This is a genomic window from Arthrobacter sp. EM1 (genome assembly GCF_029964055.1).
GTDB lineage: Bacteria > Actinomycetota > Actinomycetes > Actinomycetales > Micrococcaceae > Arthrobacter.
In genome coordinates this window covers 817,445-844,427 of the sequence record NZ_CP124836.1, presented here as the reverse complement: position 1 = coordinate 844,427, position 26,983 = coordinate 817,445, and the positions used below count along the sequence as shown (strand labels likewise).

Annotated in this window: 19 protein-coding genes; 3 read left to right on the top strand and 16 right to left on the bottom strand. The window is 68.4% G+C overall.

Features of this window, described 5'->3' with window-relative positions; genetic code table 11:
* The first annotated feature begins 61 nt into the window (after positions 1–61).
* The gene (locus QI450_RS03685) at positions 62–1,783 is read left to right on the top strand and encodes an ATP-binding protein (protein WP_226774635.1); all 1,722 of its coding nucleotides are present in this window, start codon (positions 62–64) and stop codon (positions 1,781–1,783) included.
* Positions 1,776–2,447, top strand: a complete 672-nt coding sequence (locus QI450_RS03680; RefSeq protein ID WP_226774636.1) for a response regulator — start codon at positions 1,776–1,778, stop codon at positions 2,445–2,447. Before QI450_RS03685 ends, QI450_RS03680 begins: the two co-directional genes overlap by 8 nt.
* Here QI450_RS03680 and QI450_RS03675 read toward each other — a convergent pair.
* The 7 genes from QI450_RS03675 to QI450_RS03645 all read right to left on the bottom strand — a co-directional run bounded on the left by QI450_RS03675 (position 2,444) and on the right by QI450_RS03645 (position 9,270).
* Positions 2,444–2,962, bottom strand: a complete 519-nt coding sequence (locus QI450_RS03675; protein WP_226774637.1) for a hypothetical protein — start codon at positions 2,960–2,962, stop codon at positions 2,444–2,446. The genes QI450_RS03680 and QI450_RS03675 overlap by 4 nt on opposite strands.
* 89 nt (positions 2,963–3,051) lie before the next feature.
* A complete protein-coding gene (locus QI450_RS03670) occupies positions 3,052–3,555 on the bottom strand; it encodes a GNAT family N-acetyltransferase (protein ID WP_226774638.1) in 504 nt (167 codons plus the stop codon).
* Between the two features lie 123 nt (positions 3,556–3,678).
* Positions 3,679–4,515 carry an inositol monophosphatase family protein gene (locus QI450_RS03665; protein WP_226774639.1) on the bottom strand — a complete coding sequence of 279 codons (837 nt, stop codon included), beginning with the start codon at positions 4,513–4,515 and terminating at the stop codon, positions 3,679–3,681.
* Positions 4,512–6,827 (bottom strand): NAD-dependent DNA ligase LigA, encoded by a 2,316-nt coding sequence (gene ligA, locus QI450_RS03660; protein WP_226774640.1) that lies wholly within the window; start codon positions 6,825–6,827, stop codon positions 4,512–4,514. The genes QI450_RS03665 and ligA overlap by 4 nt, the downstream gene beginning before the upstream one ends.
* Before the next feature lie 176 nt (positions 6,828–7,003).
* Positions 7,004–7,978, bottom strand: coding sequence for a thioredoxin-disulfide reductase (gene trxB / locus QI450_RS03655; protein WP_226774641.1), 975 nt, complete (start codon positions 7,976–7,978; stop codon positions 7,004–7,006).
* A gap of 10 nt (positions 7,979–7,988) precedes the next feature.
* Positions 7,989–8,411, bottom strand: a complete 423-nt coding sequence (locus QI450_RS03650; protein WP_226774642.1) for an arsenate reductase ArsC — start codon at positions 8,409–8,411, stop codon at positions 7,989–7,991.
* Between the two features lie 187 nt (positions 8,412–8,598).
* Positions 8,599–9,270, bottom strand: a complete 672-nt coding sequence (locus QI450_RS03645; protein ID WP_226774643.1) for a metalloregulator ArsR/SmtB family transcription factor — start codon at positions 9,268–9,270, stop codon at positions 8,599–8,601.
* A gap of 45 nt (positions 9,271–9,315) precedes the next feature.
* On the opposite strand from QI450_RS03645, the gene QI450_RS03640 reads away from it, so the two are divergent.
* Positions 9,316–10,056, top strand: coding sequence for an MIP/aquaporin family protein (locus QI450_RS03640; protein WP_226774644.1), 741 nt, complete (start codon positions 9,316–9,318; stop codon positions 10,054–10,056).
* 33 nt (positions 10,057–10,089) lie between these two features.
* Here the strand turns inward: QI450_RS03640 and arsA are convergent, their stop codons facing one another.
* From arsA to QI450_RS03595, 9 genes are all read right to left on the bottom strand, one after another.
* On the bottom strand, positions 10,090–11,856 hold the full coding sequence (gene arsA / locus QI450_RS03635; protein ID WP_226774645.1) for an arsenical pump-driving ATPase: 1,767 nt from the start codon (positions 11,854–11,856) through the stop codon (positions 10,090–10,092).
* A 223-nt stretch (positions 11,857–12,079) separates the two neighbouring features.
* Positions 12,080–16,525, bottom strand: a complete 4,446-nt coding sequence (locus tag QI450_RS03630) for an FtsK/SpoIIIE domain-containing protein (protein ID WP_226774646.1) — start codon at positions 16,523–16,525, stop codon at positions 12,080–12,082.
* Positions 16,522–17,253: a hypothetical protein gene (locus tag QI450_RS03625; RefSeq protein ID WP_226774649.1), complete on the bottom strand. Its 732-nt coding sequence runs from the start codon at positions 17,251–17,253 to the stop codon at positions 16,522–16,524. Before QI450_RS03625 ends, QI450_RS03630 begins: the two co-directional genes overlap by 4 nt.
* Positions 17,254–17,282: 29 nt before the next feature.
* Entirely contained in the window at positions 17,283–18,914 is a 1,632-nt protein-coding gene (locus tag QI450_RS03620; protein WP_226774647.1) for a serine/threonine-protein kinase, read from the bottom strand.
* Positions 18,911–20,623, bottom strand: a complete 1,713-nt coding sequence (locus tag QI450_RS03615; RefSeq protein WP_282468104.1) for an FHA domain-containing protein — start codon at positions 20,621–20,623, stop codon at positions 18,911–18,913. The genes QI450_RS03620 and QI450_RS03615 overlap by 4 nt, the downstream gene beginning before the upstream one ends.
* Positions 20,610–21,605: a protein phosphatase 2C domain-containing protein gene (locus tag QI450_RS03610; protein ID WP_282468103.1), complete on the bottom strand. Its 996-nt coding sequence runs from the start codon at positions 21,603–21,605 to the stop codon at positions 20,610–20,612. Before QI450_RS03610 ends, QI450_RS03615 begins: the two co-directional genes overlap by 14 nt.
* A complete protein-coding gene (locus QI450_RS03605) occupies positions 21,602–23,068 on the bottom strand; it encodes an RDD family protein (protein WP_282468102.1) in 1,467 nt (488 codons plus the stop codon). Before QI450_RS03605 ends, QI450_RS03610 begins: the two co-directional genes overlap by 4 nt.
* Positions 23,065–25,623: a transglutaminase-like domain-containing protein gene (locus QI450_RS03600; protein WP_226773095.1), complete on the bottom strand. Its 2,559-nt coding sequence runs from the start codon at positions 25,621–25,623 to the stop codon at positions 23,065–23,067. The genes QI450_RS03605 and QI450_RS03600 overlap by 4 nt, the downstream gene beginning before the upstream one ends.
* Entirely contained in the window at positions 25,620–26,951 is a 1,332-nt protein-coding gene (locus QI450_RS03595; RefSeq protein WP_226773094.1) for a DUF58 domain-containing protein, read from the bottom strand. Before QI450_RS03595 ends, QI450_RS03600 begins: the two co-directional genes overlap by 4 nt.
* Positions 26,952–26,983: the final 32 nt, after the last annotated feature.

Here is a 26,983-nt window from a genome sequence, read left to right as displayed (position 1 = left end):
TTGGCATACTGCTTGTTGGACGCATTGTGCGCATTGTGCTCACACCCGAAGGAGGGTCAACGTGCCACGCTTAACCGGCCGCACGCCGCTGCGGTTCGCTACCCAGACCCTGCTGCTCCAGCTGGCGGTGGTGGCCCTGGTGGTGCTCCTGACGAGCGCCGTGCACGGCTGGCTCACCTATGACCGGCTGGGCCGCGAGGCCGAAAACCAGGCCCTTACACTGGCCAGGACCGTCGCTTCCGATCCGCAGGTGCGGGCCGCGGTGCAGCAGATCAGCGCCCAGCCAGGCACTCCCCCGCCGGCCGAACTGCTGGCCGGGCCGCTGATGGCAGCAGCCGAGGGCGCCCGCACCCGCACCGGAGCACTTTTTGTGGTCATCACCGACGAGACCGGACTGCGGCTGGCGCACCCCGAGGCCGAGCGGCTGGGCGAGCGCGTGAGCACTGACCCGTCCGAGGCGCTCGCCGGCAAGGAAGTCACCACCCGGAACACCGGAACCCTGGGCCCCTCGGCCGGGGCCAAGGTCCCGGTGTTCGCCCCGGAATCGGACACCGTGGTGGGCGAAGTCAGTGTGGGCTACTCTACCGAAAGCGTCAGCCAGAGCCTGGGCCGGGACATCGTTCCGATCGCCCTGACCGCGGCCGGCGCCCTGCTGGTCGGCGTCCTCGCCTCGTTCCTGCTCCGGCGCCGGCTCCAGCGGCTGACGCTGGGCCTGGAACCGGAGGAAATCAGCACCCTGGTCCACGACCAGGTGGCGGTGCTGCAAGGGGTCGACGACGGCGTGATCGGCGTCGCCGCGGACGGCCGGATCAGCGTGTTCAACTCCGCCGCCCGGCGACTGCTGGGCCAGCCTGATCTCACCGGCACGCCGTGGTCCGATGCTCCGGTGCCGGCCCGGCTGCTGGCGCTGACCAAGTCCGACGCCGCTGAAGGGGACGCCGTGGAACTTGTTGTCGGCGGGCGGGTGCTGGTGGCCAGCGCCCGCAAGGCCCTGCACGGCCGGGAGGACCTGGGCTGGGTGCTGATGCTGCGGGACCGGACCGAACTTCAGCAGTTGACCCGCCAGCTCGACGCCGTGGGAACCATGTCCACCGCGCTCCGGGCCCAGCGGCACGAGTTCGCCAACCAGCTGCACACCATCGCCGGGTTCATAAGCATCGGCGAGCACCAGCAGGCCCGTGATTACCTGGCCCGGCTGGCTGCCACCGGTCCGCTGAAATTTCCCGTGGACCAGGCCGAACTGCTCCAGGACCCCTATCTGCAGGCCTTCCTCGGCGCCAAAGGGGTGGAAGCGGACGAGCGGGGCGTGAGCCTGCGGCTCGGACCGGAAACCCTGGTCCGGGGACAGGTCACCGAGCCGCAGGACGTCACCACCGTGCTCGGCAACCTGATCGACAACGCCGTGAACGCCGCCGTCGCGGGCCCGTCACCGGACCGCTGGGTCGAGGTGGAAGTGCTCGACGAGCCCGGCACCGGAGGCAACGGCGGCACGCTGTTGATTGTCGTCGGGGATTCCGGCGACGGGCTGCCTGCCGCTGCGGCCGGCGGTGCTGATGACGTGTTCGAGGACGGATTCACCACCGCCGGCCGTCCGGCGCGGGCGGGCGCCGGCCAGGGCCTGGGCCTCGCGCTGGCCCGCCAGCTGGCTCGACGGCGCGGCGGCGACGTGCGCGTACTTGACCCGGGCTCCGCCGGCGGCCCCGGCGCGGTTTTTATGGCGACCCTGCCGGGGACCATTGTGCCCACTGAGACGAAGCCTAACGAAAGGGACAACGATGCCTGAGGACATCAGGGTGTTGATTGTGGACGACGATTTCCACGTCGCCAAGCTGCACGCGGCCTACGTGGACTCGGTGGCGGGATTCCTGGCCCTGGCCCCGGCGGGTTCCGCGTCGCAGGCGCTGCAGGCCATCCACAGCCTGCGCCCGGATCTGGTGCTGCTGGACGTGTACCTGCCGGACGCTTCCGGCCTGGACCTGCTCCACCAGCTGGACGTGGACACCATGATCCTCAGCGCCGCCGCGGACGCGGTCTCGCTCCGGCTCGCGTTCCGGCGCGGGGCGCTGGCGTATCTGCTCAAGCCATTTACTGCCGAGTCGTTGTCGCAGCAGCTGCGCTCGTACGCGCGCTACCGGCGGATCCTGGCCCAGCCCGGGAACGTCACCCAGGACACTGTGGAACGGGCCAAGCGGGCGCTCATCCCGGGCGATGTGATGGCCTCCGCTAAGCCCAGGTCCGCCACCGAGGCAGCGGTGCTGGAATCGTTGGCACCGGGTGAGCAGTACTCCGCGGCCGAGGTCGCCACCCGGGTAGGCGTTTCCCGGGCCACCGCACAGCGGTATCTGTCAGCGCTCGCCGACGACGGCGCCGTCGACATCCAGTTGCGGTACGGCAGCACCGGGCGCCCGGAGCACCGCTACGGGCTGGCGGCCGGCGCCGCCGGCTAGCCCAGGTCCCCGTGCAGGTGGAAGGCGTTGCTGCGGGCGTGCTCGTGCACGCGGGTGAGAGCCTCGATCTGGTTGCGGGCGTCGTCGGCCAGCGCGGCCAACGTAACAGGGTCGACTCCGAGGTCCGGCGCCAGCTCCGCCAGGACCTGCCAGCCGCCAAGCTTTCCCAGGATTGCGGAGCGCATCAGTTCAGCCTCCAGCACCATGGTCATCGGGGACCGGCTGACGATGCGGCCGTTGAGTTTGAGCCGGCCGGCGTGCTCGCCCAGCCAGGCGGCGGCTTGACGGTGACGGCGCGGCCGCAACCCAAGATCCTTGATGATGCCCCGGAGCACCTCGCGTTCGCTGCTGATCTCCTGGCTGATCCGGGAGAGCTCGCCCGCCACCGGGGTGTCGGCGTAGGCCTCAGCCATGCGTCGGATCCGGGAGACTCCGGCGGTGGAGCCGGTCAGGTGGTCCGAGAGATACAGGCCGAGGAGCTTTGCATCGATTGAGGCGGGGATGCGCGCTGCCATGGGTCCTCCAGAGTGCCTAAGCGTTTCGATTGACACTAACCTACCCCAGGGTGAGCGCCGCAAGGAGGAGTCCTGCCCGTCCGGCCGGGCTACAACTCCTGGCGGTAGACCAGCAGCTTGATGTCGGTGTCCGGCACAACCCAATCGCGTTCGGGGGCCCGCTGGAAACCGGTCTTGAGGTAGAGCCCGTGAGCGCTTTCCCAGGTCAGGCCCGTGGTCAGCGCCACGGCATTGATCCCGGCCAACAGCCGGGCATGTTCGAGGATGGCCTGGACCATGGCCTTGCCTGCACCGCTGCGCTGGACTTCAGGGTCCACCACAAGCATCCGGAATTCCAGCTCGTCGCTTTGGGCGATGTCCGCATAGGGTTCCCCGGCGACGGCCAGGGTCACGGAGCCTACGATCTGTCCGGCACGCTCCGCGACCCAGATGGTCGCGTGTGCGGCCCGCCGGGCGACGTCCTGGATTTGCCGCATGTACGGGTGGTCGGCGCTCTGGAAATAGCCTGCCGCGAGGTAGGCGTCACGGGTAATGCGCGCGATGGCGTCGTAGTCGGCCGGAACTGCGGGACGGATAAGGATCTGGGGATGCACTTATCCATGCTAAGCGCGCGCGGGCCGCCCTGGCCCCGGAACGGCGTTTTCCGTGACTGAACTATCAGAACGGCCGGAAATCAGAACGGTCGGAAATCAGAACGGCCGGGCAGGCACCGGGGGCTAGAGCGGGAATTTTCCGGACAGCTCCAACGTCCCGGCGCAGGTCCAGGCGGCGAGTCGTTCGTCGTCGGAGGGGCCACCGGCGAGCGGGCTGGTCAGCCGCGGGCGACGCACCCAGCAGCCGGCCTCTTCGGCGATGAGGGCTCCGGCGGCGAAGTCGTGCTCATTGAGTCCCCGTTCCCCGTAGGCGTCGTGCGTGCCGTCCGCGACGAGGCAAAGGTCCAGAGCGGCGGAGCCGAGGCGGCGGACATCGGCGAAGCCGTCCATAATGCTGCCCAGCCCGGACGCCTGCTCGGCCCGGACGGCAGGGTCGTAGCTGAAGCCGGTGGCCAGGATCTGTCCGCTGCGGCCCGGCAGCGGCCCGGCCAGTGGTGTCAGCCGGCCCGCTTCCTCGAGCCAGGCTCCGTGCCCGCGGAGCGCGTAGTAGCGCCGGCCCAGGGCAGGGGCATCGACCACGCCGGCCAGCCAGACTCCGTGCGGGTCCGCGACGGCCACCGATGTGCCGTAGTAGACGATGTTGCGGATGAAGTTGGCGGTCCCGTCGAGCGGGTCGATCGACCAGCGGTAGCCGCTGGGCGAGGGCGGCAGTACGGTACCACCCTCCTCTCCGGTGATGGTGTCGAACGGCCTGGCCGTGCTGATCACCTCGCGGACGGCTCTTTCCGCGGCGAGGTCAAAAGCTGTCACCCAGTCACCGGCGTCGCCCTTGTTGCTGACGTCAAGTTCGGCAGCGTTCCGGCCGGCCAGAACGGCGGCCCCGGCAGCTGCCGCCCGCCGGGCGAGCTCCAGCAGCGCGGCCGGCAGCCCGGTGGACGGGTTTGGGTTTTCGGCGCTCATTCGGTCATCACATCCTGGTGGTTTTCTTCGGAGTCCCCGCTCCCGCCGCCGCTGTCATTGCCGCCACCGCCGTCATTGCCGCCACCGCCGGATCCGTCAGCGGGCGCGGGGCCGGGTTTCGCGGCCGACGACGGGTCCGGCCCGTTGGCCAGTAGGGCGCGGAAGCCATCCTCGTCCAGGACCGGCACGCCGAGCTGTTCGGCCTTGTCCAGTTTGGTGCCCGCGTTCTCCCCGGCCACGACATAATCCGTCTTTTTCGAGACGGAGCCGGAGGCCTTGCCGCCACGGATCAGGATGGCTTCCTTCGCTTCGTCCCGGCTGAAGCCCGCCAGGCTGCCGGTCACCACGATTGTCAGTCCTGCCAGGGTTCGGGGCATGGATTCGTCGCGCTCGTCAATCATCCGGACCCCGTCGGCCGCCCAGGTGTCCACGATCCCGCGGTGCCAGTCTTCGGTGAACCATTCGGTCAGGGCGGCAGCGATGACCGGCCCGACGCCGTCGACGTTGGCGAGCTCTTCCTCGGAGGCCTGCCGCATCGCGTCCATGCTGCCGAACGCCGTCGCGAGCGCGCGGGAGGCCCGCGGACCGACGTGCCGGATGGAGAGCGCCACGAGGACGCGCCAGAGCGACTGGGCCTTGGCCTTTTCCAGTTCGCGGAACAGCTTCTCGGTGGTGGCCGTGGGCTTGGACGGGGTCTTGGCGGTGCCCTTGCTGTAGAAGTACGGCACCAGCTCGAACTCACCGGTGCCGACACCCTTGGCCCGCTTTTCCCGCCGGATCCGCACCTCCGCGAGGTCAGCGTGGGTGAGCCGGAACAGGTTCGCCTCGCTGGTCAGCGGCGCAGTTTCCGGTTCCGCGGGCTGGGTCAGGGCAATCGCGGCTTCCCAGCCGAGGGCTTCGATGTCGAAAGCGCCGCGGCCCGCAAGGTGGAACACCCGTTCGCGCAGCTGCGCGGGGCAGGAGCGGGAGTTGGGGCAGCGGATGTCCACGTCCCCTTCCTTGGCCGGCGCCAGCGGGGTGCCGCAGGCGGGACATTCGGTGGGCATCACAAAGTCCCGGACCGGCGGGTCCTGCTGCCCGCGCAAGGCCAGGACGGGGCCGACGATCTCCGGGATAACGTCCCCGGCCTTGCGCAACACCACGATGTCGCCGATTTTGACGCCTTTGGCCTTAACGACTTCCTGGTTGTGCAGCGTGGCCATCTCAACTGTGGAGCCGGCCACCTTGACCGGCTCCATCACTCCATACGGAGTGACGCGGCCGGTGCGGCCCACATTGACCTGGATGTCCAGAAGTTTGGTGTTGACTTCCTCGGGCGGGTATTTGTAGGCAACGGCCCAGCGCGGCACCCGGGAGGTGTAGCCGAGCGCACGCTGGGTGGCGAAGGCGTCGACCTTGATAACAATGCCGTCGATCTCGTGGGCGAGGCTGTGGCGCTTGTCCCCGTAGCGGGTGATAAATTCCAGTACTTCCGTGAGCCCGGGCAGCACCTCGAGGTACGGACTGGTGGGCAGTCCCCATTCGGCGAGCTGCCGGTAGGTGTCCGACTGGCTGGCGGTTTCGAGTCCCTCGCGCGCGCCAATGCCATGGACGTACATCCGCAGCGGGCGTTTGGCGGTTTCCGCCGGGTCCTTTTGGCGCAGCGAGCCGGCGGCTGCGTTGCGGGGGTTGGCCAGCGGCGCTTTGCCGGCCGCGATCAGCGCCTCGTTGAATTCAGCGAACGCCTTGGACGGGATAAAGACTTCTCCGCGCACCTCCATTTCGGCAGGGAAGCCGGTGCCGGTGAGCTGCTGCGGGATTTCCTTGATAGTCCGGACGTTGTGGGTGATGTCCTCCCCCGTGCTCCCGTCCCCACGCGTCGCGGCCCGGATCAGCACCCCGTCACGATAGAGCAGGTTGACGGCCAGGCCATCGATCTTGAGCTCGGTGAGCCAGGTCGGCATACCGTTGCCCAGTTTGGCGATGTTGGCTTCGGCCTTGGCGATCCACGCCTCCAGCTCCCCGAGCGAGAAGACGTCCTCCAAGCTGTACATTCGCTGCAGGTGTTCGACAGCGGTAAAAGCGGCCGACACTTCGCCGCCAACCTCCTGGGTCGGCGAATCGTTGGCCACGAGTTCGGGGTGCATGGCCTCGATGGTTTCCAGCCGCCGGTAGAGCTCGTCGAACTCGGCATCGGAAATGATCGGCGCGTCGTCCTGGTAGTAGGCGAAGCGGTGCCTGCGGACCTCCTCCACGAGGACCTCGTACTCTTCGCGTACGGCCCCGGAGGGGTTTTGTGTGTCGGCTTCTGCTGCAGTGTTCCCTGTGCTCACAGACCTATCCTGCCTTAGATCACCGACATTGTCCGGTCAGGATTACCCCGGAGCAGTCGCCCCGGGAGGGGTGCCCGCGACGCGCGGCGGCCGCTGCCCAACCAACTCGCAGCTAAGGCCGTTTTGAGGGCTCAAAACGGCCTTAGCTGCTACCTTGTTGGGCGGCCGGTTGGGGTTCAGGAGTGGGTGGGTTCCTCGACGAGGGCTGTGGCGATGCTGTCCGCGTCCTCGAGTGCGGCGAGGTAGCGTTCGGCGTCCAGGGCGGCCGCGCAGCCGGTGCCCGCGGCGGTGATGGCCTGCCGGTAGCGGTGGTCCACCGCGTCCCCGCAGGCGAAAACCCCGGTCAGGTTGGTGACCGTGGTGGGTGAATCGACCCTGATGTAGCCCTCGGCGTCCAGCTCTACCTGGCCGGTGAGCAGTTCGGTGCGCGGGACGTGGCCGATCGCGACGAAGATCCCGGTGGCAGCCTGTTCCCGGGTTTCGCCCGTGCCGGTGTCGGTCAGGGTGACGCCGGTGACCTTCGCGTCGCCGTGGATCGCGGTGACGGCGGAATTCCAGGCGAAGCGGATCTTGGGGTTGTCCTTGGCCCGCTGGGCCATGATCCGCGAGGCGCGGAGCTCGCCCTTGCGGACCACAACTGTCACGGACTTTCCGAACCGGGTCAGGAAGGTCGCTTCCTCCATGGCCGAGTCGCCGCCGCCGACGACGATGATGTCCTGGTCGCGGAAGAAGAACCCGTCGCAGGTAGCGCACCAGGAGAGCCCGTGCCCGCTGAACTTTTTCTCTTCGGGCAGGCCGAGTTCCTTGTAGGCCGAGCCGGTGGCGAGGATGACGGCGGTGGCTTCGTGGATCTCCCCGGCCCCGGTGACCACACGCTTAGTGTGCCCGGTGAGCGTCACCTCGGTGACGTCGTCGAACACCACCCGCGCGCCGAACTTTTCGGCCTGCTGTTGGAGTCCGTCCATCAGCTCGGGGCCCTGGACGCCGGCGGGGAAGCCGGGGAAGTTCTCCACCTCGGTGGTGTTCATCAGCGCACCTCCGGCCGTGACCGCCCCGGCGATGACCAGCGGCGCCAGCCCGGCCCGTGCGGCGTAGATCGCGGCGGTGTAGCCGGCAGGGCCGGACCCGATGATGATGAGCTGTTCCGTCATGGTCGTGCTCCTACTTTCCGGCGGGAAGGAGTTCGGAAATCAGGGCCTCGATGCGGGCCTTGATGTCGTCGCGGATGGGACGGACCGAGTCCACGCCCTGACCGGCCGGATCTTCGAGTTCCCAGTCCTCGTAGCGTTTGCCCGGGAAGATCGGGCAGGTATCGCCGCAGCCCATGGTAATGACAACGTCGGATTCCTTCACGGCCTCGGTGGTGAGGACCTTGGGGATCTCGGCGGACATGTCGATGCCGAGCTCGGCCATGGCCTCGACGGCGGCCGGGTTGACCTGCTCCGCCGGCGCGGAACCGGCTGAACGGACTTCAATCCCGCCCTTGGACAGGGTGGTGAGGAAGGCTGCGGCCATCTGGGAGCGGCCGGCATTGTGGACGCAGACGAACAGAACGGAAGGCTTTTTTGCGGTTTCGGTGCTCACGGGTTTCTCCTGAAAATCAGCTGTGTGACGGGTGCATCGCGGCCCGTTTGCGGTCCTGCGCCCGGCACGTATGGCCCTCGGCGGAACATTGATAAGAATCGATGTAGAAAGTATTGGACTTTAGATTGATGAATGTCAATTTCTTGCTTATGTCGGCTTGGCCGTCCCGCCTGGTGTCGCGGCCCGGTTAGGCTGCGAGCACGCGCGGCGCGAGGCCATTGACCCGGTGGGCGATGTCATCGAAAGCCTTCTCGAAGGCATCCTCGGTGCCCAGGCGAAGCGGGTCCGGCACCGACCAGTGCACACCACCCAGGCCGGTCAGTTCCTCATGGGCGTTGTCGCACACGGTCACCAGCAAGTCACCTTCTCCCGCCACCTGCTGCAGGCTGCGTGGACGACAGTCTGCCAGGTCCACGCCGTGCCGGCTGGCGACGTCGATAGCGCCTTGTGCGATGCGGTCCGCGGGGTGTGTCCCCGCCGACGTCGAGGGAATTTCGCTGGCCTGCTGCCAGAGGGCGGCGGCCAGCTGGGACCTGGCACTGTTTCGCGTGCAGACGAACACAACGCGGCGTGCCCCGTGCCCGGCTCCCGGCACCAGGCCCGCCAGGGCTCCGGCTGCAAGCCGGATATAGCTGCGCCGCCCGTCGGCTTCGGAGCGGCGGCGGGCGGCCAGCCCGGCCTCTTCCAGCGCGCGCAGGTGGTGGGAGAGCAGATTTGACGGCATTCCCAATTCTGCCTGCAGCTCCGTCGGGGAAAAGTCGCCCAGGGTCAGCAGATCCACGATGCGCAGCCGCGCAGGATCGGCCAGGGCCGCATGCTTGGCCACCCGGGCCCTAAAGCCTACTGTCTCAATATTCATTGGTTCAATTTTGACTGAGTTAATTCTTTGGGTCAAGCTGTTGCCATGACTTTCAACCAGCCGCCGCTGTGGCGCCGTGCCGTGGCCGAATTCCTCGGCACCAGTTTGCTCGTAGCCATAGTGGTCGGCTCCGGCATCGCCGCGCAGCAGCTCTCCCCCAACGACGTTGGCCTGCAGCTGCTGCAGAACAGCACAGCGACGGTGTTGGGCCTGACGGTGCTGATTCTGATGCTCGGGCCCGTGAGCGGCGCACATTTTAATCCCGTGGTCTCCCTTGCCGACTGGATCCTGGGCCGGCGCAGCGGTACCGGGCTGAGCCTGCCGGAGCTTGGCACCTACGTCTTTGCCCAGGTCCTGGGCGCGGTCGGTGGCAGTGTGGTCGCTAACGCCATGTTTGAGGTGGGCACCTCCATCTCCGCCAAGGAGCGCGCAACTCCGGGGCATCTGCTGGGTGAGGTCGTAGCTACCGCCGGTCTCATCCTGCTGATCTTCGCCCTCGCAGCCACCAAACGCGGTGTCCTCGCCGCGCCGGCCGTGGGCGCCTACATCGGCGCCGCGTACTGGTTCACGTCCTCAACGTCGTTCGCGAACCCGGCAGTGACCGCCGGCCGCGTCTTCAGTGACACCTTCGCCGGAATCGCCCCGGCATCCGTTCCGGGATTTGTCCTGGCGCAGCTTGTCGGCGCGGCAGTCGGCCTTGGCCTGATCCTGGTCCTGTTCCCTTCCGCAGCCCGCACCGCGGACGCCGTCGTCCTCCCCCACAGTTCCGAACCGACCAGTTCCTAGCCTTCGCCGGCTCCGGGCGGGGCATCGCCCCCGCTACACGGCGGGTGGGGAGCTGAGGGCGGTCAGGGCCGACAACTTCTCTTCACCAATGGGTTCTTCGGGCAGCAACGGAATGAGGGCGAACCGGTCCGTCAGGGTGTGCACCTTCGTGATCTGTTCGATTTCGCTCGCGGCGCGGGCCCGCAGGAACGGCGTCTGCGGGTGTGCTGCGGCGATCGAGTTGTTGATGACCCAGGCCCACGGGTGGATTCCCGCCCTTTCCAGGTCTTTCTGCAGCTCTTCGGCTTCCAGGACCGGTGTGGTTTCGGCCAGCGTAACGAGGACAACCTTGGTCTGGGCCGGGTCCTGCAGCCGCATAAGCGGTGTTACGAATCCCATGGTGTCGCCAACCTGGCGGGCGATCTCCCGGTGGTACGAACCGGTGGCGTCCAGCAGCAGCAGGGTGTGGCCGGTCGGTGCCGTGTCGATCACCACAAAGTGCCGGCGGGACTCCTGGACCACCCTGGAGAACTGCCGGAACACCGCAACTTCGTCCGTGCACGGGGACATCAGGTCCTCGGCCAGGGCCGCGCGTCCGTCATCGTCCAGGCTCCTGCCCTTGGTCGCCATCACGTGTTCGCGGTACTCCTGGATGGCTGCCTCCGGATCGATGCGCGAAACCGTCAGGCCCGGAATGGAGCCATGGAGGGTTTCGGTCAGGTGCGCTGCCGGATCGGTCGTGGTGAGGTGGACCGCATGCCCGCGCCTGGCCAGGGCAACCGCAATGGCCGCAGCGACGGTGGTCTTCCCGACGCCGCCCTTGCCCATGCACATCACGAGGCCGTGGCCGTCGAGCTCGACGTCGTCCACCAGGGCAGCCAGCGGGGCGTCCGCAATCTCGGGGAGCAGCGCGGCATCACCAGTGATCGCGGCGCCGGAAGTGGGCGCGAACAGGGATTCAAGCGCCGCAATGCCGACCATGTTCCCCGGCTTCAGATCCAGGACATCGCGTGGCAGGCCGGCGACCGCCTCGGGAATGGCAGCGAGGGCCGCGGCTTCCCGGGCGCGCAGGGCCTGTGCGAGCTGCTCCGCACCGGCGGCAGGCGGCAGGACGCCGTTGACAACGACGTAACCTCCCCCGATTCCGATCTGGTTCAGTTCCCGATAGGTCCGCTCGATCTCGGTCAGCGACGAGGTCTGCGCCCGGCTGACCAGGACAAGCCGGGTCCTCGCCGGGTCAGTGAGTGCCTGGACCGCCTTGGCGTAGACCTGCTTGTGCTTTTCCAGCCCTGAGAGGGGTCCGAGGCAGGACGGATCGCCTTTGCCGGCCTCGAGGAAATCGGTCCACGAGCCGGGCAGCTGCAGCAGCCGGATCGTGTGACCCGTCGGGGCGGTATCGAAGATGATGTGGTCGTAGTCCCCGTAGGCCGTGTCGTCGGCGAGCAGGCTGGTGAACTCATCGAAGGAGGCAATCTCCGTGGTGCAGGAACCGGACAGGCTCTCGGCGATGCCGGCCAGTTCGGTCTCGGGAAGGAGGCCGCGGACGGGGGCAATGATCCGCTCGCGGTAGGCCTCGGCCGCCTGCTCCGGGTCAATTTCCAAGGCGGAGAGTCCCGGCACGGCCGGGATGGGAGTGACACTGTTCCCGATTCTTATGCCGAAGACCTGGCCAACATTGGAGGCGGGGTCGGTGCTGACCAGCATGACTGCCTTGCCGGCCCTGGCCAGGGTGAGCGCTGTTGCGCATGCTACGGAGGTCTTGCCCACGCCGCCCTTGCCGGTAAAGAACAAAAAACGGGGCGTGTTCTCAAGAAACTTCACGCCGGCAACTCCCCCGTGGGTTCGCTGGCCAGGTTGTGGCGCGCAATGCCGGCGCCCGGGCCCCGGAGATGCGGCACCGGGCCGCAGGCACCCGGGCCGCAGCAGGAGGTGGATTCGCAGGTTCGGATAGCAGGCATGTGGTTCTCCCTAGACGGTAACTCCCCCTAGCGTATCGACAATCATCGATAACCTTAAGCAGGACCGGCACGCCGTTGGCAGCGGCCTAGTTCCGGTTCTCCGGCGGCAGCGCGAGCTGGAGTTTGCGGACCTTGCCGCGGCCCACGATGTAGCCGCGGCCGGGGACGAAGTCGGTGCTGATCCGGCCCAGCGAGGTGCTGAGCAGGCTGTCGCCGTCGATGTCGCCCGGGTTCAGCAGCAGGCCCCGGCGGCCGGACTTGAACGGTTGCGCGAGGGACCAGGCCGAGGACCAGGTGGAGGTTTCGGACTCGCCCACCACCCACTGTTCGGCCTTGATCGAGGCCGTGACGAGCCGTTCGATCCCGGATTCCGCCCCTGTGTCGGTGAAGTCGGTCAGCCCCTCGATGAAGATTGCGAGCTTGCCCGGGGTGCCGGTGGAGTAGTCCACCAGTTCGTCAAGTGCCTCCTCGACGTCGTCGGCGCCCACCACGGAACGGTCCCAGAGCTTCAGGGACGCTGCCGCCGAGCGGCGGGAACCGATGTAGAAAAGTTCGACGCCGGGGTTTGACCGGCGCAGCGCGTAGGCAAGGGTCACCAGTGCCACGGTGCGGCCGGCACCGGGAGGGCCGGCGAGGAGCAGCGGGCCCTTGGCCAGGATCTCGGCGGGCTGGAGCGTTTCGTCGTCGACGCCGATGACCGGCAGGTCAGGGCTGCCGGCGGGCAGGATGTCGAGGTCGATGTGGTCCGGCAGGCGTTCAATCTGCGGGGCCGGTTCGACGCCTTGGCGCAGCATGGCCTGGCTGAGTTTGTTGACCTCGCGGGCCTGCACGGCCAGGTTGGAGTTGCCGCCAAGCACGGCGAGCTGCACTTCGAGGTTGCCCAGCAGGCCGCGCCCCGGAGGCGAGGCCTGGCCCAGGACGTCCTTGGGCACATCCATCGAGAGGTAGTCGTCCTCGGAGGACAGCCGCAGCACCAGCCGGCGCTGGATCGAGGCCAGCAGCGACGCCGGCACCGAGTTGGGCCGGTCCCCGCTGATGACAAGGTGGATGCCGAGCGGACGGCCGTCGGTGGCGAGCTGCAGGAAGATGTCCCATAACGCGGAGAGCTTGCTGTATTCGTAGGCTTCCCGGAAGGCGGACATACCGTCCACCAGCACAAAGATCCGCTTTTCCGCCGGCTGCTCCGCCAGGGTCCGGTACTCCACGATGGTCGACGCCCGGACCTCCGAGTAGCGGGCCGCCCGGTCGTCGGCCAGGTCCCGGAGCCAGCGCAGCAGCCGGCCGACCCGCTCGACGTCGTCGCCGTTGATGATTTCGCCGACGTGCGGCAGTCCGTCGAGCATCTTCAGCCCCGAGGAGCCGCAATCGATGCCATAGATGTTTACCGGGCCGCCGCGCGGGGTGACAGCGGCGGCGATCGCGATGCCGCGCAGGGCAGCGGACTTGCCGGATCCGCCGGTGCCGTAGATGGCCATGTTGCCGTCCCGGTCCGGCTCGTAGAACACCGTGGGCTGGTCCTGGTGCGCCGGGTCGTCCGCGACGCCCAAGAGCAGCCGTTCGTCAGTGCGGGGGTTGGGCAGCCGGGAGAAGTCATAGGTCGTGGCGAGTTCGTCGAGCCAGGGTTTGCGGGGAGGCTCGATGGAGAGTACGTCGGCGGCTTTGATGATGTTCGCCGTCATCCTGGCGATGTCGTTCAGACCCGCCGCTTCTTCCTGCACCGGGTTCTCGGGTACCGGCGCGGCCCAGGCCGGACCTGAGCCGAAGGCCATCTCGACGATCTCGATCTGCGGCCGCTGCGGCTTCTCGGTGGTCCAGCCGCCGGCGTAACCGGTCTGGAAGCCCTGGATCCGGCCGGGACCGGTCTTGGCGGCGCCGCGTCCGGGAATGGAGGGGTCGAAGTACGCAGCCGTCGGCACGCCGAGGATGTCGATCGCGTCATCCTCATCGGCCATCCGCAGCGCCACCCGCAGGTTGGTGTTGGCGCGCAGGCTTTCCTTGATCACCCCGGCCGGGCGCTGGGTGGCCAGGATCAGGTGCAGGCCCAGGGAGCGGCCGCGGGCGGCGACGTCCACCACGCCGTCGACAAACTCCGGGACTTCGGTGGCCAACGCCGCGAACTCGTCCACAATGATGATCAGGTACGGCGGCGCGTCCGGGTCCGCTTCGCGCTGGAGCTCCAGCAGGTCCTTGGCCTTTTTCCGGTTCAACAGCCGTTCGCGGTAGTGCAGTTCGGCCCGCAGGGAGGTCAAGGCACGGCGGACAAGGTGCTGGGACAGGTCGGTGACCAAGCCCACGGTGTGCGGCAGCTGCAGGCAGTCCGCGAACGCGGCGCCGCCCTTGTAGTCAACGAAAAGGAAACTTACCCGGTCCGGGCTGTACGCTGCGGCCATTCCCATCACCCAGGACTGCAGGAACTCGGATTTTCCGGCGCCGGTGGTGCCGCCAACAAGTGCGTGCGGTCCCTCGTTTTTGAGGTCGAGGTAGAGCGGTTCGATGCCTTTGGAGCCGACCAGTGCCCGGAGCGTGCCGTTGTCCTTGCGGTTGGGCACCGCGGAGGCCCGGACGGAGTTGTTCTCGGTCCAGCGTTCGGCCACGACGGCCGGCTTGTCCAGGAAATCCTTGCCGATCAAGGTGGCGTAGGAAACTGCCCGGGGCAGGTCGGATTCGTCCTCGAGCGGCTTGCCGACGTCCACAACGGGGGTGAGCATCCGCGCCAGTTGGGCTGCCAGGCCGGCATCGAGGCTTTCGCAGCTCACCGGGAAGGTGTGCCGGCCGAGCCGGACCTGGCCGGTGGTGGTTCCGTGCTCGCCGTCGATGGCCATAAAGTCCCGGCACGCGGCCGGCAGTTGCTGCACCGACGAAGCCACCCACATCACGTGTACCCCCGAGTCGGGGCCGCGTTCGAGCATCCGGGTGAGCCTGCCGCGGTCCACCGGGGCGTCGTCCTCGACGACCACCAGCACGGTGGGCAGCAGCGGCCCGGCAAGGTCGGTGCTGAGCGGGTCGACGCCGGGCCGCAGGACGGGGCGGGGCGTCTGGGATGCTGCCTCGCGCTGGTCGATCAGGTCTTCCAGCCTTGACAGCAGGGCCGAGCCGCCCCCCGGGCCGGCGGCAAGATGGTCGCCGCTGAGCGGGCTGTGGCCGGAGCCGACGTGCGGGAGCCACTGCAGCCACTCCCAGCGTTCCTTGGATTGCGCCGAGGTGATGGCGGCCAGCACCACTTCCGCTGGCGAATGCAGGCCCGCGAGCTGCAAGACCATCCCGCGGGCAACATCGTCGACCAGGCCGCGGGGACCGGCGAGGCCGAAGGAGCCGGCGGAGCGCAACTGCGAGACGATCGGCACACCTTCGATGTCCCGGAACTGTGCCAGGCACTGCTGGATTTCGGCCATGTACTCGGCTTCGGTATCGCTGCTGTTGGGCTCTTCGAACTGGATCCTTGAGGGCGCGGTGCCCAGGCCGAAGCGAAGTCCCAGGAATCCGGTGTGCTCGGGCCGGTGGGTCCAGAGCAGCGGGCCGAGCTTGTAGATCGAGTCCACGGTGTCACTGACCGAGGGTGTTTCCTGCAGCCGGACGGAGCGTTCCACGTTCTGCAGCCGCGTAGTTTCGGCCCGGAACGCCGCCATCGACTCGCGGAACTGCTTTAGCTGTTCCTTCCGTTCCCGTTTGGCCTGCAGCTTCTGGTCTACGTAATGGCCCACGATGAACAACGGCATCATCAGCATAAACACCACCGAGAGCACATTTTGGGTGACGGCAAACAGGATTCCGCCCATCATCAGCGGCGCCAGCAGCATGATGTACGGGAAGGCGTGGTGCTCCTGGCGCTTGGGTCCGGCCGGGAGCATCCGTTTTTGCAGTTCGAAGCGCGGCACCACCCGCGGGGAGCGGTTGAAGTCGATCAACGGGGAGCTTGGCGCGGAGCTGTGCCCGGTGCCAAGGGAGACCACGGAGACGGTTGTGTCGCCCAGGGCCACCGTGTCCGAGGAGTTAAGCGTCGCGCGGGTGACCGGCAGCCCGTCCATCAACAGCCCGTTGGCCGAATTTGTGTCCACGATCTCGACTGTCTCGCCGACAGTGATGCGGGCGTGCCGCTTGGAAGTCAGGGGGTCCGTGAGCCGGACGTCGGCGTCGCGGCCGCGGCCGAGGTAGCTGGTGCCCGAGGGCAGCGAGAATTCGCGTCCGACGTCGGGTCCGGAGAGCACACGCAGCGTTGCCGCCGCCGGACCGCGGCTCGCCCCGGGCGTCCCGAACTGCTCGCTGAGCCGGGCGAGCGAGACAATGGAGCCCGGCCGCAGCCCGGATTCGAGCAGGTTGTCCCCGCGGTCCAGGACGCTGCCCTTCATGCCGCCGGCGGCGAAGGCTTCCTCGATGCTCAAGGACAGGTTTGGCGGCGGCGCAGTGCCCCGCCGGGAGGGGTCGGCCGCCCAAAGCTGGGTGGCGATGTCAGCCACGGTGGCTAGCCCGTCAACGGTGACGGCAAGGTCTTTCGCTTCGGCCGGGTCGCGGCGCAGCGTCAGTCGGATTCTCACGCTTCCTCAACTCCGTTCAGGTCATGAGCGGGCTGGCCCAGGCCGGGCCCGCCCAGCAGGTGCAGGTCCGCCGCCGTCACCAGGTGTGAGGTGATGGCATGTTCAACGAGCCGTGCGCGGCGGTTGCTCGCAAGTTTTCCGCCGCCTCCACGCAGGCCGGCGACCCCCGCTTTGTCGAGCTTGTCGCACACATTGTCCAGCTTTCTGTTGAACCGGGTCAGGGCCCAGCCCAGCGACCTGGCGGCCTCTGCCGAGGACGGGATGGCGCTGAAGCCGGTCCCGTCGCGGCGCAGCATGGGTTCGGCGAGGGCCACGATCAGGGCCTTCTGCGAGTCGGTAAAAAGCACCGGGCCGATAGTGGTGTCTCCGCTGCTGTCCGCGTCGCGGGATTCCTGCCGAAACGCAGGAGTCCGCAGGTGGACGGCAAACTCGTAGGTGGTGGGGCCTGCGGTGAAGATGACGTTGGTCAGGCTAAAGACCAGTGGAATCCGTGCGCCCGGCGAGAGCCAGGCCTGCATCCCGCCGGAGGCGTCAGCGATGGTGGCCGAGAGCCTGCTGCCGACATTGTTCAGCCACCAGATGCCGTCGTAGCGGGCGATCTGCAGGAACTGCCGGTGCAGGTACGGATTGTCATCCACCTCAAGGTCGCCTTCGCGGCCGATGCTGAAGATGTCATCGTCCGCGGGCTCATGCCACTCGCCGCAGAAATCTATCGCCAGATCCCCCATATGCCATGCCTTTCTGGACATTGTTGCTGCTATTTGCTGACGCAGGCGATCGAATCCGGACCCAGCGGCGAAGACGCCCCGTCGGTGCGGACGATCATCACCTGAATGCAGCTGGGTTCGGCCGGATTCGCGGCAATTTCAGCGGCCGGCCCGGCGGACGACTGGTAGTCCCCGTCACCCTTGAGAGTGTGGACCCGCCACTTGTAGCTGTCGCCGGGTTTCGGCTGCGGGTTGGTCCAAGTGAAGCTGACCTTCCCGGCCGCCCCGGCCACCCCGGCCAGCGCGGTGACGTCGGGCACTGTGCCGTTGTCCAGGGCGTCGGCGGGCGGTTTGCTGACCTGGTCGGTGGCTTTCGGAGCCGGCTCGGACCCGGTGGTTGACGCAACTATTCCGAGCACGGCGGCGGCCACCAGGACGGTGCCGCCGACAATCGAGAGCAGCAGCGTGCGTCGGCCGTGGCCGGCCGGGTGGGCCTCCGCGCCGTCGTTTGGGCTGGCCGCGGGGGCCGTGCTGGAGCGGTTGACCGTGGCCGCAAGGTCATCTTCGGGGGCCGCAGCTCCTTCGGCGGCTCCGGTTACGGGGGCCTCGAAGGCCGGCAGCGCCGGCGGGCGGTGGATGGTTGCGTTGTTGAACGTTGTTGCGTTGTCCACTGTGGAACTGGTGTCAGCGCCGCCGAACCGGGCCGGGAAGGTCGGTGTGTTGCCGGTGGCGTCCGGGTCGATCGCGGCGACGCTGCGGACCCTGGTTTCTTCGAAGCCGTCGTCCGGATGGTTTTCCTCCGCGCGCGGTTCCTCCAGGACCTCGAACGGTGTCACGGAGAGGTTCAGCTCGGCCTGGATCCGCTGCAGGGCCAGTGCGAAAGCGTGCGCCGAGGAGTATCGGGATGGTGCGGCCTTGGCCATCGCCGTCGCGAGCGCCAGTTCCAGGGATTCCGGGACATCGGCGCGGCCCAGCTTGGGCACCGGCAAGTTGGTGATCCGTGAGATCAGCTCCCGCTGGGAGTTGTCCGCCCCCGGCAGCACAAACGGGGACCGGCCGGCCAGCAGGGTGTACAGCGTGGCGCCGAGCGCCCAGACGTCCACCAGGACCCCGTCGACATGGTGGCCGGTGAACTGCTCGGGCGGCGACCACGGGATGGACATGCCGGCGTCCTCGTCCGAGTCGCCGGCGAGGGTTCCGGAGATCCCGAAGTCAGTCAGGGCCGGCCGGTTGTAGTCGGTGACGAGGATGTTCGCCGGCTTGATGTCGCGGTGCGCTATCCCGGCCCGGTGGGCGGTCTCGACGGCGGACGCCACCTGGATGCCGACTGCGAGCACCTCGTCCACGCTGAAGGGCTGCCGACGGTAGCGGACGTCCAGGCTGGGCCGCGAGCAGTACTCCATCGCGAGGTAGGAATGCCCGGCGTCGGTGATTTCGGCTTCGAAGATCGTCACGATGTAAGGGTGCGAGGACAACTGCGCCATCAAGTTTGCTTCGGATTCGAAGCGGCGGCGGGCACCCTCGGTCTTCAGGTCCGAAAGCAGTACCTTGACGGCGACATTGCGGCGCGGCCGCTCCTGCCCGTAGAGATAGACGTCGGAGAATCCGCCGGAGCCGAGCAGGCTGATGTAATTGAAGCCCGGAATCACCGGCGGCGGGGCTACCGGCCGTTTGGAGCTCACGGGATCTCCTCAAAACGCAGCGAGATGCCGTCGCCGACCTCGGCGATGTCACCGTCCAGCACGATTGCCATTTCGCCCTGGGCGAGCCGGCGCGGGGGTTGTCCTTCGCGGACCAGTACCGTGCCGTTGGTCGCCTTCAAATCACACAGCATCACGTGCCAGCCTTCTAGCCGGACCTCCACATGCGAGCGGGAGATGTCTCCGCTGGGGCTCGCTACTTGAATCAGCTTGGGCATCACGGCGCCCTGGACGCGGGACACCGAAGGCTGGCGTCCCACGATGAGGGACTGGGTCAGGTCGATCAGCTCACCGGTGGACAGGCGCATCTGGCCGAGGCGGGGCCGCCTGACCTGGACGCCGTCACCGGGCAGCGGCTGGCCGCAGCGGCCGCACTGGGCGCACGTGGACGGGTTGGCGTGGCCCTGCGGGCAGACCCGGGCAAGCACCATCGGTCCGGTAGCCTGTTCCGCCGCCGCGCGCTGGGTGCTGGGCGGCTGCGGGCCGGCACCGGCGAGGTCGCCCTTGATGATGGTCTGGCCGTCGTGGTCGGCGTCCGTTTCGGTGCGGGCGGCCGGGAGCATCGGAACGTGCTGCTGTGCCGCCGTCGGCAGGGGGACCGCCGGCAGTGGCGCAAGCGCAGGTGCCGGCGCGGGCGCAGCCGGCGAGGAACGGGCCCCGCCGGTGTGCCAGGGGACGGAATCGATCAGTCCGGTGGACACCGGGTGCGGGGCCGCGGGTGGATCCGGGGCAGGGGCGGGAGCGGCTGCTGGTTCCGCCACCGCCACCGCCGCGGCCGGCTCAGGCGTCGGCCCTGGGGGCGTTTCGGCAAAGTCACCGGAGAGTTCCGAGTCGGCGTCCGGGTCCTCGCGGACGGCTGCGTCTTCGATATTCCGCATCACCGTTTGTTCCCAAAGGTGATCGTAGCTGCCTGTCGGCTCCTGTTCGGCGGGCTCCGATGCGGCGGGCTTTTGCGCTCCGGAGGCTTCCTGATCCTGATCCGGACCGGCGGGTTCCCGGCCTGCGGCCGCCGGTTCCGGTTCGGGTTCCGGTTCAGCGGCCGCCGGTTCCGGTTCGGCCGGCGCTGCGGCCGCCGGTTCCGGTTCCGGTTCCGGTTCCGGTTCCCCGTGCAGCGTCCGCTCCAGCTCCAGGTCCTCGACGGGATATGCCAGCACGGTCTCTGCCGACGCACCGTCGGCGCCCGCCCCGGCGGCCGTCAGTGCACCCGGCAGGGCAGCCGCACGAAGGTCCATCCGCAGGCCCTTGAGCAGAACCACCCCGTCTGCCAGCCGCAGCTCCGCGGCGGCGCGGGGCGCACCTGCGGCCTCCGCACCGGGAATTCTCAGGCTGAATCCGTCGGCAGCTTCGAACCGCCGTTCGGTCCACGTGGTCACGTCTCGGCCGCTCAGTTCCACCGGGCCGCCGGGCAGCTCCACCGTCAGGTCGATCCCGCCGCGCAGGAACAACTGGAGAGAACCGGTGCCGGCCACTATCGCAAACCACGGCAGCCGGGCAAGTGACCCGCCCGAGGCCGCGGACAAGGTATCGAGGACTTCGGGCGCTTCCGGTCCGGTGCCCAGAAGTTCCCACAGCGACTCAACGAGGGCCGGTGTGCTGTCCGGGTGCAGCAGCACCACGGTTCCCGAGCGCACCACCCCGAGCCAGCTGCCCGGTGTGTAGCGCACTGCAGCGGTGGCGTTAGTGCTTGGCATCGTTGGGGTCCTTGCCCGGTCCACCAACAGCCGGTCCACCAACAGCCGGTCCACCAACAGCCGGTCCATCAACAGCTTGTCGCTCAACAGCATGTTCGCGCGCATCGGCCCTGGGCAGGGTGTCTTCGTCTTCCGCTGCGGACGCACTGCGCGGCGCTGTCCGGACGACGCCGTCGTCGTTGCTGACATCGGTGGCGTCCAGCACAATGCAGGTGACGTTGTCCCTGCCGCCGCTGCGCAGGGCCGCCTGGATGAGCTCATCCACGGCTGCCTGCGGGTCCGCCCGGGAGCGCAGGATACTGCCGATGTGCTCGTCGTCGAGTTCGCCATTGAGCCCGTCGGAACAGACCAGGATGCGGTCGCCTTCCTCAATCGGCAGCAGCCAGTAGTCGGCTTCGATTTCGTCGCCGGTGCCCAAGGCCCGGGTGACAACGTGCCGGCGCGGATGCACGGCGGCCTGCGCCGGGCTGATCTGCCCGGCATCAACAAGTTCCTGGACTTCGGAATGGTCCACGCTGACCTGGCTTAGTTGGCCCTGACTGAGCCGGTAGGTCCGGGAGTCACCGATGTTCAGGACCAGCCAGTAAGGCACGCCCGTCTGCTCCACCACCACAACCCCGGAAAGTGTGGTCCCGGCGCGGGAACCGGTGGCTTCCCGGATACTTTCGTCGGCCAGCAGCAGGTATTCCTGCACAACGCCGGCGGTGGCATCACGCCCGCCGCTCGCCAGCTGCGGGATCCGGGCAAGGGTGCGGACGCAGATGCCGCTGGCGATTTCGCCGGCCTCGTGCCCGCCCATGCCGTCCGCGACGGCGAAGACGGGATCGGCGGCGATGTAGGAATCCTCGTTCATCTCGCGCCGCAGGCCCCGGTCCGTGCCGTAGCCGCAGCTCAGCCGGAGTCCGGAGGTACCGCTGGGGGGCCCGTCGGGGGCGGTGCCTGGGGTGGCTGGGGAGGGAACGGCGGCCGGCTGGGGAATCATGCCTGTCCTAGGTAGAAGGAGCGGTCACCGAAGTGCACGGTGGAACCTGGGCGGACGTGGGTGGGTACCCCCGCCGCGAGGACGGCATGGGTACCGTCCGGGGTGCTGACGGCGCTGCCGTTGGTGGAGTTGCGGTCTGTCACCCAGACGCCCCCGTTTCCGGCGTGCAGATGGAGGTGGGTCTTGGAAATGGAACGCCCGGGATCGGCGACCGGGATAAGCTGCACCGGCCCCTCGCCGGGGTGCCCGGCGGGGTTCCGGCCGACCAGCACCGTGCGGTCCAGCTCAATCTCACGGCCGTCATCAAGCCGGATCCGGAGCATCGCCACGGTGATCGGGGCCTGCGTGTCGCGGACCTGGGTACGGTCGTGGTCCTCGTCGGGGTGCGCGGCCGGCAGGACGCTTGCGACGGCGGCCTCCGGTGCTGGGCCGGGCCGCGGTGCTGGCCCGGGCTGATGGGCTGGCCCGGGCTGCGGCCCGAGCACCGGCGGCTGCCATTGGCCGGCGGCGGGCGCCGCGGCTGCGGCCGGGGCGGACGCGGGCGCCGCGGCTGCGGCCGGGGCGGGCCGGGCGGACGCGGGCGGCGCGGCGGCCATGGCTCCGGCCAACGGCGAAGCGACCTGCCGGACCGCTGGAAGGTCAAGGGGCGCGAAGCTGTAAGGGCCTTGGATCCCACCGGTCGTGATCGGGTTGCGTCCGGCCTTTACATCGAAGACCAAGGTCTTCGCGGCAGCGTCGTGCCAGCCGCGGAGCTTCCCGTTCCGATCCCACGAGCTGGACAGGACCACCAGGACAGCCCAGGCAGCGCCGAGGAACACGAGGGGCCCCAGCACCACCAAGGCCACACCAAACCACTGGAAAATCACCACGGCAGCCGCAGCGATCACGGCGAGCAGCAGACCGGCCCCGGTGATAAGGCCACGCAGGAACACCGCTCCCCCGCCCGGCGCGAAACCATCGGCGTCCGAGCTGCGGATGCCCATCAGGCTGTTGCCGGCCGTCACGCCGGAACGGCCCTCAAGCACGGCAAGAACCACTGTGTAGATCAGGGTGAGGCCTGCACCAATGCCGCCGAACAGCACCAGGGACGAGGTGTTGTACACGATAAAGCCGCCGCTCTGGCTCCGGGTAATACCGGCCAGCCCGATGGCCAGCAGCACAGTCAGGATGGTCACCGGCGCCAGCCAGTCCAGCACTGCCGCACCCAGCCGTTTCCCGGCAGCCGCGGGTACCAGCTCCAGCTTGTGTGGCACCGAAGGACCTCCCCCTTGTCCGCGGGCCGGGGCGGGGCCCTGCGTTACGGGGATCCTACCGGGGATCCCGTGCGCATGCGAAGGCTCCCGTAAGTTGTGCGCGTTCCGCGCGGAACGGTTGCTCAGCGGCGTCCCGCAGGAGGTACAAAAGGCAGCCCCCGGCCGGAGCGGCTGTTGGCAGCGCGGGCAGCGTTCGACGTCGTCGGTCATGGCTCGTTGTGGTTCTTCCTGGCGGTCTGGCTGGCGTCGGCTGCAGAGTCGGCGGCAGCAGCAACGGAGGCTGCCTGCACCGGGCCGGACTCCACTGTACCTGCCGGTGTTGCCGGAGCTGCCTGCCGGCCGCGTTTTGTGCCCGGAACGCGGGGTTTGAGGCCCCGCAGGGTGAGCGCCGCCCGGCCGTCAGCCAGCAGGGAGCGCGGCGAGAACCGGGCCCGCTGCCGTCCCCAAAACCCGAGCGCTCCGGTCATCTCCTGCAGCGAGCCGTCCACGATTTCCCAGTACTGCCGCACCTGGTCCTCACTGGGCTGGCCGGCGCCGAAGATTGCGGCATCGGCCCGGTTGGCGAGCAGGATGGTGGTCCCCCGGGCGGACGGAAACGCCTCGGCAAGCACAACGGCGGACTCCCGGCGGGTCGCGCGGCTGTCCACTTCGGCGCCGAGGTCGGCCGCGAGGCTCACCACTTCGCGCCAGCCACCGCCGACACGCTGCGCAGCCGGTCCGTCACTGAAGCGCGCCTTCCGGCGCCGCGACTTCAGCAGCGCGATCAGCAGCAACGGCAGCGCGAGGATCCCCACCGGGATCAGCGCGAACCCGATCGCCGTCAGGAGCGGTCCCCAGAACAGCCAGGGGTTGTTTTTCTTCTCATCCGCGTCCAGCGCATCCGGTGAAGAGTCCGGCGGAAGGTCCGCGGGTTCCTGCGGCGGGGGCGGCGGCTGCAGCACCTGCGGCTTGGGTTTGGACTTGTTTTCCGGGTCCGGCGGGATCGGCACATTGTCCTTCGGCGGCGTCGGGTCGAAGGACACCCAGCCCACACGGTCGAAGGCGACCTCAACCCAGGCGTGAACGTCCTTGCCGGTGATCTTCACCTCGCCGGCACCGTTTTCCGGGCTTTTCGGGTCCGGGTAGAACCCCATCACTACCCGGGACGGGATGCCGAGGTGCCGGAGCATCAGGGACATCGCGACGGCGTACTGTTCGTCGTCGCCGAGCATCTGTTTGGCGGTGAGCAGGCTCCGGATCCGGTTCGCGCTGTGACCGGAGACGCTGGGCAGCTGGCCGTCGGCGATCAGGCCGTTGCTGAAGGCGCCCTTCTTCTGGAAGTGAGCCTCGACCTGGCGCACCCGGTCAATGGCCGTAGGGGCGTCGGCCGCCAGCTCGTTGGCCTGGGACCCGACAACCGGCGGTACCTCGGCGGCATCCGGCAGGGCTATCTTGGCGAAGTCGTACTGCGTCAGCTGGCCGTGTTCCAAGGTGGCGGGATCTGCTACCTGGACCCGGTAGGAGTCGCCCTTGGCAAGCCCCTTGGTCGTCACAGCGGTGTCCGTGCCGGCATTAAAGTACAGGCCGGACGCCGCGCCGGAGCCGTCGCGGACAAAGCTGATCCCGGTGGTTTTGCGGCCGCCGGGCAAGAAGTAGCCCTGGTAGTCCCCGATCGTGATGTCCAGGGCGTAATTGTTGCTCGGGACGATCCCGCCGGCGTCGGCCAGGGTGTTGATGGACTTGGCGTCGCCGACCTTGCTGAAGCTGCCGGAGCCGTTGGGATCCATGTTGTAGTTGGTGCCGTTGAAGGAGTCGAGGGCGGCGAGCCGGACCCGGGCGTCCTTGGGCAGGCCCTTGACGACAAAGAGGTTGTCGTCCTTTTTGTCCTTGACGAAGTTCCGAAAGCTCGCCAGCGGGGTGACGTAGTCCTTGGGGTCGAACGGCGGAACGATTGTGTTGCGCAGCACCCGGCGGTCCTCGCCCGCGGTGACCAGCGGGGACGCGACGGCGGTGACCCCGACGGCGACGGCGATCACGGCCGCGGCGGTGCCCAGCCGGCGAAGGGTGGCGGAGCGGGCGTTGGCCGGGTCCGTCTCCAGCCGGTTCACGGAGACCTTGCGGGTGTCGCTGCGGCGCAGCGCGTCGCGGCGAAAGGTGGCCCAGGCGATAGCGACAACCGTGAGTGAGATACCGCGTTCGACCGTGAGGAAACTGGCGTTTGTGCTGAACGCAATGCCCGTGATGAACAGCACCAGCACCGGCAACAGCGGCCAGTACGGGCTTTTCAGCCGCCAAATCAGCAGCCCGGCGGCCAGCGCGGTGAGGAGCGAGCTCAGGAACGGCACAATCAACGTTCCACCGGCGGTGCCGACCGGAACGCCGACGGTGAGCATATCCTTCCAGGCGAACACAACGCCCAGCAGCAGGGTGCGCAGCGAGGCGAGGGTGGGCAGGACGCCGGCGAACGAGGCCTCCGGGACCGCCAGTGCCGTGCCGAAAACGAGGTATACAGTAAGTGTCAGGGCGGCGGTAATCAGGAGCCCGAGCCGGTAGTGCACTGTGGCCGCGGCCAGGGCGAGGCCCAGCAGGATGCCGCCGAAGCCCGCGACCAGGTAGTACGGGTCGCCGCCGAAGCTGAGGCCGAAGCCCAGCACGCCGAGGCCCAGCAGCACGGTGAGGGCACCGGCGTCGAGCGCGAGATGCCATAGCGGCTGGCCGCCGGCGAATCCGGAACGTTTCGGCGCGGCGGCGTTGCTGCGCCGCCGGGCCGTTGTGGCGGTGCTCATGCTGCCGCCTTCCGCAGCACTGCGGCCAGGTCTGAGAGGTCTCCGAGGGTCAGCACGGTCAGGTCCCCGATGTTGGCCCTGGCCGGCGCGGCTCCGGACTGGAGCCGGACCGCGAGGCTGCGGACACCCAGCGGCACCGAGGCCGAGGCGGAGCGCAGCTGGGTGGGGGTGACGTTGCTGCCGACGAGCAGGAACACAACGGAGGCATTGGGGACGGTGTCCGCCAGGCTGCGGGCCAGGTCGACGGCGGTTTTGCGCTGGGGTGCGCCGACGATCCGGGTCATGTCATCGAGCATGTTGCGGCCCGTTTCGCAGCGCAGCGGTCCTTTTTGGGTCAAAACGTCGAGGTCGCGTTGTTCGCGGATGGCCTGCCGTCCGATCGAGGCCGCCGCTGAGACGGCGAGCTCGAATTCCTCCTCGGAGGCGTATTCGTTTGTGTTGATGGACAGCGAGATGGCGAGGTGGGCTCGGCGGGTTTCCTCGAACTGCCGGACCATCAGCTTGTTGGTGCGGGCTGTGGTTTTCCAGTGGATGTGCCTCCGGTCATCGCCGGGCACATAGTCGCGCAGGGCATGGAAGGAGACGTCGGCGCTGGAAAGGTCAGTGGTGGGCATACCCTCGAGGTCTCGGATGAAACCGGCAGCCGAGCCGGCCAGTGCCACGGTTTTCGGGTGCACAAACAAGTCCTCTGGTTCCGTCCACAGCACCTGGCGGCGCAGCAGGTGCAGCGGATCGGCGCGGACCGACCGGACCGGGCCCACAACAATCACGGCGCGGCGTGCGGTGGGGATGGTGAACAGGTCCTCATGGGTCTGCTGCGGTTTCATCCGGGGCAAGTGGAAAACGGCGGTGGCGGCACCGACCGGAAGTTCCAGGTCCGCCGGCAGCAGGGGCCGGACGGAGGTGTTGGAGACCGAGATGCTGCCGACGGCGCTGTCGCCGACTGCCACCCTGCTCCGGGCCAGGTCCAGCACGACGCCGTAGGACGAGCGGCCCAGGACGAAGCCGACAGCAAGCACAAACAGGACAAACGCGGCGATCGCGGCCGCCTTGGCTTCCTGCCAGCCAAAGGCCTGCCCGACGGTCCACAGCAGGGCCGCGGCAGCCAGCACGAACCAGCCCAGCACGCTCACCAGGGAGAGCACCGGCCACGCGTAGCGCAGCCAGAGCGCCCGCAGGCTGCGGCGGGCCGGGGCCAGGGCAAGGCCCGCGGTGCTCCCGGCCTCGGCCCAGAGGGAGGCCGGGTGCAGCCGGGTCGGCCTGCCGTCCCGGTGGAAGGGCCGTTGCAGGCGTTCAGCAAGCCGGGCCAGCGGAGTGCTGGAGGACATATGGGTGCCTTTGTTCGTTCGGGGTGACGGGG

What these genes read in the sequence shown, in the direction of transcription:
- QI450_RS03645 (WP_226774643.1), bottom strand. Translation starts at nt 9,270, where the DNA reads ATGAATATTGAGACAGTAGGCTTTAGGGCCCGGGTGGCCAAGCATGCG.
- QI450_RS03640 (WP_226774644.1), top strand. Translation starts at nt 9,316, where the DNA reads ATGACTTTCAACCAGCCGCCGCTGTGGCGCCGTGCCGTGGCCGAATTC.
- QI450_RS03615 (WP_282468104.1), bottom strand. Translation starts at nt 20,623, where the DNA reads ATGCCAAGCACTAACGCCACCGCTGCAGTGCGCTACACACCGGGCAGC.
- QI450_RS03675 (WP_226774637.1), bottom strand. Translation starts at nt 2,962, where the DNA reads ATGGCAGCGCGCATCCCCGCCTCAATCGATGCAAAGCTCCTCGGCCTG.
- trxB (WP_226774641.1), bottom strand. Translation starts at nt 7,978, where the DNA reads ATGACGGAACAGCTCATCATCATCGGGTCCGGCCCTGCCGGCTACACC.
- QI450_RS03605 (WP_282468102.1), bottom strand. Translation starts at nt 23,068, where the DNA reads ATGACCGACGACGTCGAACGCTGCCCGCGCTGCCAACAGCCGCTCCGG.
- QI450_RS03680 (WP_226774636.1), top strand. Translation starts at nt 1,776, where the DNA reads ATGCCTGAGGACATCAGGGTGTTGATTGTGGACGACGATTTCCACGTC.
- QI450_RS03600 (WP_226773095.1), bottom strand. Translation starts at nt 25,623, where the DNA reads ATGAGCACCGCCACAACGGCCCGGCGGCGCAGCAACGCCGCCGCGCCG.
- QI450_RS03610 (WP_282468103.1), bottom strand. Translation starts at nt 21,605, where the DNA reads ATGATTCCCCAGCCGGCCGCCGTTCCCTCCCCAGCCACCCCAGGCACC.
- QI450_RS03595 (WP_226773094.1), bottom strand. Translation starts at nt 26,951, where the DNA reads ATGTCCTCCAGCACTCCGCTGGCCCGGCTTGCTGAACGCCTGCAACGG.
- QI450_RS03665 (WP_226774639.1), bottom strand. Translation starts at nt 4,515, where the DNA reads ATGAGCGCCGAAAACCCAAACCCGTCCACCGGGCTGCCGGCCGCGCTG.
- QI450_RS03625 (WP_226774649.1), bottom strand. Translation starts at nt 17,253, where the DNA reads ATGGGGGATCTGGCGATAGATTTCTGCGGCGAGTGGCATGAGCCCGCG.